This window comes from Streptomyces avidinii (assembly GCF_014650695.1).
Lineage (GTDB): Bacteria > Actinomycetota > Actinomycetes > Streptomycetales > Streptomycetaceae > Streptomyces > Streptomyces avidinii.
This window is the reverse complement of sequence record NZ_BMVL01000060.1, coordinates 1-954: the sequence shown is the minus strand read 5'-3', so window position 1 is coordinate 954 and position 954 is coordinate 1. Positions and strand designations below refer to the sequence as shown.

The window sequence follows — 954 nt, the reverse complement described above, 5'->3', positions numbered from 1 at the left end:
GCGCGCACATGCTCGACCTGTGCGTGGACTACGTCGGCCGTGACGGCGTCGCCGACATGGAGGAACTCGCCGGTCGCTTCGCCACTGCCTCCACCCTCCCGATCGTCCTCGACTCGACCGAGGTCCCGGTGATCCGGGCGGGTCTGGAGAAGCTGGGCGGCCGTGCCGTCATCAACTCGGTGAACTACGAGGACGGCGACGGCCCGGACTCCCGGTTCGCTCTGGTCACCCGGCTGGCCCAGGAGCACGGTGCGGCTTTGATCGCGCTGACCATCGACGAGGAGGGTCAGGCCCGCACGGTCGAGCACAAGGTCGCCATCGCCGAGCGGCTGATCGACGATCTGACGGGGAACTGGGGGATCCGCGAGTCGGACATCCTCATCGACACCCTGACCTTCACGATCTGCACCGGCCAGGAGGAGTCCCGTAAGGACGGCATCGCCACGATCGAGGCGATCCGCGAGCTGAAGCGCCGCCACCCCGACGTCCAGACCACGCTCGGCCTCTCCAACATCTCCTTCGGTCTGAACCCGGCCGCCCGCGTCCTGCTGAACTCCGTGTTCCTGGACGAGTGCGTGAAGGCCGGCCTGGACTCGGCGATCGTCCACGCCAGCAAGATCCTCCCCATCGCCCGGTTCGACGAGGAGCAGGTCACCACCGCCCTGGATCTGATCTACGACCGGCGCGAGGGCGACTACGACCCGCTGCAGAAGCTGATGGCGCTCTTCGAGGGCGTCAACACCAAGTCCCTGAAGGCCGGCCGGGCCGAGGAGCTGCTGGCGCTGCCGCTCGACGAGCGGCTGCAGCGGCGGATCATCGACGGCGAGAAGAACGGCCTGGAGGCGGACCTCGACGAGGCCCTGGAGACCCGCCCGGCCCTGGACATCGTCAACAACACCCTGCTGGAGGGCATGAAGGTCGTCGGTGAGCTGTTCGGCTCCGGCCAGATGCAGC

Annotated in this window: 1 protein-coding gene; it reads left to right on the top strand. The window is 68.0% G+C overall.

Features of this window, described 5'->3' with window-relative positions; translation table 11 throughout:
- Positions 1-954: dihydropteroate synthase (locus tag IE257_RS37725; RefSeq protein WP_189974642.1), on the top strand; the 954-nt coding region annotated here is incomplete at both ends.